Origin of the sequence: Moorena sp. SIO4G3 (genome assembly GCF_010692305.1) — a bacterium.
GTDB classification, from domain to species: Bacteria; Cyanobacteriota; Cyanobacteriia; order Cyanobacteriales; family Coleofasciculaceae; genus Moorena; species Moorena producens_A.
Genome location: NZ_JAAHIG010000522.1, coordinates 1 through 5,175, shown reverse-complemented (window position 1 = coordinate 5,175; position 5,175 = coordinate 1). Strand labels below are relative to the sequence as shown.

General features: G+C 45.2%; 7 protein-coding genes and 1 tRNA gene. 5 read left to right on the top strand and 3 right to left on the bottom strand.

Annotated elements, in window-relative coordinates; all coding sequences use genetic code 11:
- The first annotated feature begins 208 nt into the window (after window positions 1–208).
- Complete coding sequence (locus tag F6J99_RS41815; RefSeq protein ID WP_070394153.1) at window positions 209–532, top strand: (2Fe-2S) ferredoxin domain-containing protein; 324 nt, start codon at window positions 209–211, stop codon at window positions 530–532.
- Here the strand turns inward: F6J99_RS41815 and F6J99_RS41810 are convergent.
- Together F6J99_RS41810 and F6J99_RS41805 are read right to left on the bottom strand one after the other, a co-directional pair.
- The gene (locus F6J99_RS41810) at window positions 482–721 is read right to left on the bottom strand and encodes a hypothetical protein (protein WP_293122522.1); all 240 of its coding nucleotides are present in this window, start codon (window positions 719–721) and stop codon (window positions 482–484) included. The two genes, F6J99_RS41815 and F6J99_RS41810, sit on opposite strands and share 51 nt — an antisense overlap.
- Window positions 699–1,373, bottom strand: a complete 675-nt coding sequence (locus F6J99_RS41805) for a response regulator transcription factor (protein WP_070394152.1) — start codon at window positions 1,371–1,373, stop codon at window positions 699–701. Before F6J99_RS41805 ends, F6J99_RS41810 begins: the two co-directional genes overlap by 23 nt.
- A gap of 225 nt (window positions 1,374–1,598) precedes the next feature.
- On the opposite strand from F6J99_RS41805, the gene F6J99_RS41800 reads away from it, so the two are divergent.
- The 4 genes from F6J99_RS41800 to F6J99_RS41785 all read left to right on the top strand — a co-directional run bounded on the left by F6J99_RS41800 (window position 1,599) and on the right by F6J99_RS41785 (window position 3,882).
- Window positions 1,599–1,838 (top strand): hypothetical protein, encoded by a 240-nt coding sequence (locus F6J99_RS41800; protein WP_070394151.1) that lies wholly within the window; start codon window positions 1,599–1,601, stop codon window positions 1,836–1,838.
- A 477-nt stretch (window positions 1,839–2,315) separates the two neighbouring features.
- Window positions 2,316–2,861, top strand: a complete 546-nt coding sequence (locus F6J99_RS41795; protein WP_324610951.1) for a class I SAM-dependent methyltransferase — start codon at window positions 2,316–2,318, stop codon at window positions 2,859–2,861.
- A 157-nt stretch (window positions 2,862–3,018) separates the two neighbouring features.
- On the top strand, window positions 3,019–3,744 hold the full coding sequence (locus tag F6J99_RS41790; RefSeq protein WP_293122517.1) for an HAD family phosphatase: 726 nt from the start codon (window positions 3,019–3,021) through the stop codon (window positions 3,742–3,744).
- A gap of 65 nt (window positions 3,745–3,809) precedes the next feature.
- Window positions 3,810–3,882: transfer RNA gene (locus F6J99_RS41785), tRNA-Ala, on the top strand.
- A 267-nt stretch (window positions 3,883–4,149) separates the two neighbouring features.
- On the opposite strand, the gene F6J99_RS41780 is transcribed toward F6J99_RS41785, so the two are convergent.
- A complete protein-coding gene (locus F6J99_RS41780; RefSeq protein ID WP_293122514.1) occupies window positions 4,150–5,088 on the bottom strand; it encodes a DUF4351 domain-containing protein in 939 nt (312 codons plus the stop codon).
- Window positions 5,089–5,175 lie beyond the last annotated feature (87 nt).

Below are 5,175 nucleotides of genomic sequence, written 5' to 3'. Positions count from 1 at the left end.
GTCCGATTGAATTGGATGGTTGAGCAATGAGTTATTGGTAATTATTCATTGGTCATTTGTGCATAACAGGAGACTGTGCTTCCTCAAAACCAACTCAGGACTGAAAACAGTTATTTAGCATCCTACGGGATAATGACATTCAACTATGCATAAAAGTCAATGGTTATGATGAAGGTAGTAATAATTCTTAATATTAACTGAACCCAACGTGGAAACAGATTTTACTCAACACAGTGCCAAAACCGAAAAGCCTTGTGTTTTAGTCTGCCAACATAAGTCTTGTTTAGCAGCCGGTTCAGCTGAGGTGCTGGCTGCCTTTGAGCAAGCTGAGGTTTCTGACTTTAGCGTAATTGGTACAACTTGCCAGGGACAGTGTAGTTCTGGTCCAACGGTGCGGATTGTTCCAGAGGAGACTTGGTATTGCCGAGTCAAACCACAAGATGTGCCGGTAATTGTGGAAGAACATCTCCAAGGGGGTAAGTTAGTAAGCGCAAAACTGCATCCCCGCATCCATATGAGTTTTGGGTATTAGGTATAGGGAACAGGGAACAGGGAACAGGGAACAGGGAACAGGGAACAGGGAAAAAATCCTGTTTACGTCATTACTATGAGAACCGCTATAGTCATTGGTTTGAGACAACGGAGTCGGGAGTCGGGAGTCGGGAGTCGGGAGTCGGGATGGACTGGTACACTCAGGACTAATCTCGCAAGACGTAGCCAACACCGCGCACGGTTTGGACTAGACGGTTTTCGTTGTTGGCTTCTAGCTTCAGGCGCAAGTAGCGAATGTAAACTTCTATGATATTAGAGTCACCCATAAAGTCATAACCCCAGACTCTTTCCAGGATTTGCTCTCGGGTGAGGACTTGTCGGGGATGGGCTAGGAGATATTCGAGTAGATCAAATTCTTTGACAGTCAGTTCAATTAATCGCTGACCTCGATAGACTTCACGGGTGCTATGGTTTAAACTTAAGTCGGCAAATTGCAGGATGTTCGGGTCTTCGGTTTGATTGCGTCGCAGATGAGCTCGGACTCTGGCTAATAATTCCTCTACGCTGAAGGGTTTGACTACGTAGTCATCAGCACCAGCATCTAAACCACTAACGCGATCGCTTACTTCATCTTTAGCGGTTAATAAGATAATGGGCACCTGATTACCAGTACTGCGCAGGCGTCGGCAAATTTCTGGTCCTGATATGCCCGGTAGCATCCAGTCGAGTATTACTAAATCTGGATTAGATTCCCGCGCTGCTCCCAAACCAGCTAATCCATCGTAGGCAACACTAACCTGATAACCTTCGTACTTCAGTTCCAGTTCAATGAACTGGGCTAGTTTGGTTTCATCTTCGACAACTAAAATATGGTGGGTCATAGCTTAATGGTGTCTAGGCCAAACAAGAGGTGCGACCCGTGGCGAATTTAATTCTTAATGGGTCAAGGGCACCTATGTAAGTTTTCAGGACTAATACAGATTGGTCAATGTAGGGTAATACTTGTTAAATGATAGCTCTAATCATAACGGTTCTAACCATTAATCATATCTTCCATAACAATAGTCTTATAGTATTTTGCTATGGATAAATTTGGGAGATAATCGGTGCGTAGACTAATCCTTCGTTTAGGAATTGCATTCATAGTCGGCTTGTTTGGGTTGATCAGCTACTTTACCAGTGTCTCTGAAAACCCAGTAACTGGGGAAAAGCAGCGCATCCAACTTTCCCCCCGTCAGGAAGTGGTGATTGGGTTACAAGCACGGAAATGGCGGCTCAACACGGTTGTCTTTACCCAGATAAAGCCCTTCAAGGATATATTTTTCAAGTGGGAGAGCGGATTTTGACACTCCCCGCCCGCTTATGGACGGGGATTCTTAGTTCCTCGACATGCCTTAAAATTAGCTATCCTGAAAGGCAATACTTAAGCCAAACACCGGTTCATGCATAACCAAGTATCGAGCCTAATTTAACTAAACGAGCGTGGGCTTATCTCCCTAAGCGTTGGAATTTCCCGTTTCCGTGTGCCCCACGGTACGTTAATATTTTGCAATCGTATTTTACTGGTATTCGGTATCCGTTAAGATCCATGGGTATAGCGAGGTTTTTCGCGCCTCGTGTACTAGCATCGCTTTACGTCGTTGGGGAATAGGGCAGTACCGACGAATCCTGCCTGTGCTAGGCTACACACTTAATTAGATTATAACACATCATTTTTGAAAAATTCGCCCGCTTATGGGCACCTCAAGTAGCGTGGCCAAACGCGCCCCGCGTGGCCTTTTGGCCAAGGCCAGGCTTGAAACCGATATTTTTGGTCACCTTATATGCTGGTCATGGATGACTACAAAGCTAACAAGGCTAATCTCGATATTCAGTGGCTTCATGGTATGGCTGAACAGACGGGTTTAGATGATCAGTCTTTTGATCTAGTTACAGCATCACTGTTGTTTCACGAAACTCCACCTAAGGTAACTCAGTCGATTTTGCATGAATCCTTCCGACTGCTCCAAGGGGGAGGACAAGTCTTGATTCTAGACGGGAATCAGACTACGATCCGGGAGGCGAATTGGCTAACGGAAGTTTTTGAAGAACCCTATATTAAGGCTTACGCTAATGGTAGCGTTGATGCTTGGATGGGTGCAGCTAGTTTTGAAGCAGTCCGGACTACGCAATGGTGGTGGCTGCATCAAATAACTCAGGGTCTAAAACCTTTGTCAGTAGGTAAATCAACTCCTTGGGAACCTCTATCTCAGGGAAGTTTTCCAGAGGTGCGACCCAAGGGCGATTTACTCGCCCATTGGAAACAGCACCTAATGATATTGCGTCACTTGGGGTGCCGGTTCCAGCGGTATAGGGCAATTTTACAGTAAGCACTTGGACACAATTAACCTTGACTGTTAAGATTAGTAAAGTTGAATGTTAAAATAAGGGAATAGGCAACCGGTAACGGGGAGCAGAAGAGGGTTGAGTAACGTTATGTTTTTTAAGTTACTCAACAAGAGTAACAGAATTTATGTCTAGGTACTTATGAGTTTGAAAGCAGTTTTGTTTGATTTTAACGGAGTAATAATCAATGATGAGCCGATTCACGAGAAACTAATTGAGGAAATTATTATTGGGGAAAATTTGCGTCCGGATTCCGAAGAGTTTCGACAGGTTTGTACAGGCAGAGGCGATCGCTCTTGTCTGCGAGAGTTACTTAAGCGTCGCGGTCGGGTGGTTACGGAGGATTACTTAAACCAGCTGATCAGGCGCAAAGCTGCTGCCTATCAACGTCAGCTAGAAAGTATGGAAACTTTGCCCATTTATCCTGGTGTGGAGGATTTAATGGTTCAGATCCAGGGTGCTCAGATACCGATGGCTCTGGTGACTGGAGCACTGCGGAATGAGGTAGAAGTGGTGCTCAATCGCGCTGGTTTAACTAACTATTTTAGTTTGATTGTTGCTGGTGATGATATTACTACTAGTAAACCAGAACCGGATGGCTATCTGCTAGCGGTAGAGCGGCTCAATCAAGTCTATGGTAACCTCAACTTGAAACCTGGGGAATGTTTAGTGATAGAAGATTCTTTGGCTGGAATTGAGGCCGCAAAGCGAGCTGGAATGCCAGTGGTAGGAGTGGCTAGTACCTATCCCCTTCATATGCTACAGCGTCACGCTAACTGGACTGTGGATTATTTGAATCAGCTGGAATTAGAACGAGTGCAGCAGGTCTATTCTGGGGTATCACCTGAGCCAGTAGCAGAAATCTAGACCATACAAGGGCACAGGGATATCAGTCCCGGTGCTAGAATAAACACAAGAAACAAAGGTACTAAGGGGAATTGGCTCAGTTGGTAGAGCGCTGCGATCGCACCGCAGAGGTCAGGGGTTCGAATCCCCTATTCTCCATAGATAGCAGGTAAGCTATCAGTTTTCAGCCGTCAGCCGTCAGCCGTCAGCCGTCAGCTAAAGGCTCACGCTACGGGAACCGCTTTGTGCCACAGGCTTCTAGTTTGTGGTACAGGCTTTGGCCTTGGCCAAAAGGCCACGCGGGGCGCGTTTGGCCACGCTGTGCGAACGACGCTGTGAAATAACTCAGCATTATTCGAATGCTGACCTGTTTGATTCAAAAGCTGATAGCTGATAGCTGATAGCTGTTCGCTGATAACTTATATATTACCTATCCCTGAACTGGCTCAACCAATTGGTCAAATCCACTTCGGTTTCAAAATCCAACAAGGCTTCCCCTAAATCCTCCAACTGGGAAAAGGATAACTGCTCAATTTGATGCTGTAATTGGGGATTGAGCTGACCTAGGCGACGGTTAAGTAGACGGATAATTAAATTAAGCTCATTGCGCTTGCCTTGTTCTAATCCTTGTTCTAATCCTTGTCCTAATCCTTGTTCTAATCCTTGTTTTAATCCTTGTTTTAATCCTTGTTCTAATCCTTGTTCTAATCCTTGTTCTAATCCTTGTTTTAATCCTTGTTCTAATCCTTGTTCTAATCCTTGACGAATAATGCGTTGATAAACCACCGATTCTTGCATGATATCCTCCCGAAAATAAGCTTGAATTAACTGCTCATCAAATTTCACCCCAGCCAAGAGTTGCACGCAAGCAGATAGGTTACGCTGCTCTTGTGTATCTTCAATCATATCGATTCTGGCTGCTACCTGGGAGAGTAATGTTTCTGGGACTTCAGCTTGTGCTAATACTGCCAAGGGTAGTAACCCTGGAGTTGTCAGTAACGGTTGTGGATCACATTCCCAAATCCGAATCACTCGGTAGTGGAAGGATAGGTTCGGCTCGGTAAATTGATTCACAAATACTCCCGCTAATCGGGTTGGTTTCAGAAAAATTATTACCTGGTTAATCTTACAGCGATACTGGCGATACAACCTCACCCAATAATCCAGCATCCGCAGGGGTAAGGGAGGTTCAGATTGGGGTAGGGTTTGAAATTCTAGATGCAAAATAGCATCAGCAACCCGCACAAAAAACAAGGCATCTGCCCGAATTGGTTCTGTACTTAATTCGGTGTTGAGAATTTCTATATCTTCTGGTGGTTCCTGGTTCCACAACCAACGGGTAAAGGCTTGGGGATATTGTTCCACCAAATATTTAAGTCAGCAGTGGCCAGAATTAGAACAAAGTGCCAATCCCTTTGCCACGGTGATCATGGCTCACCTGACAGCAGTTGA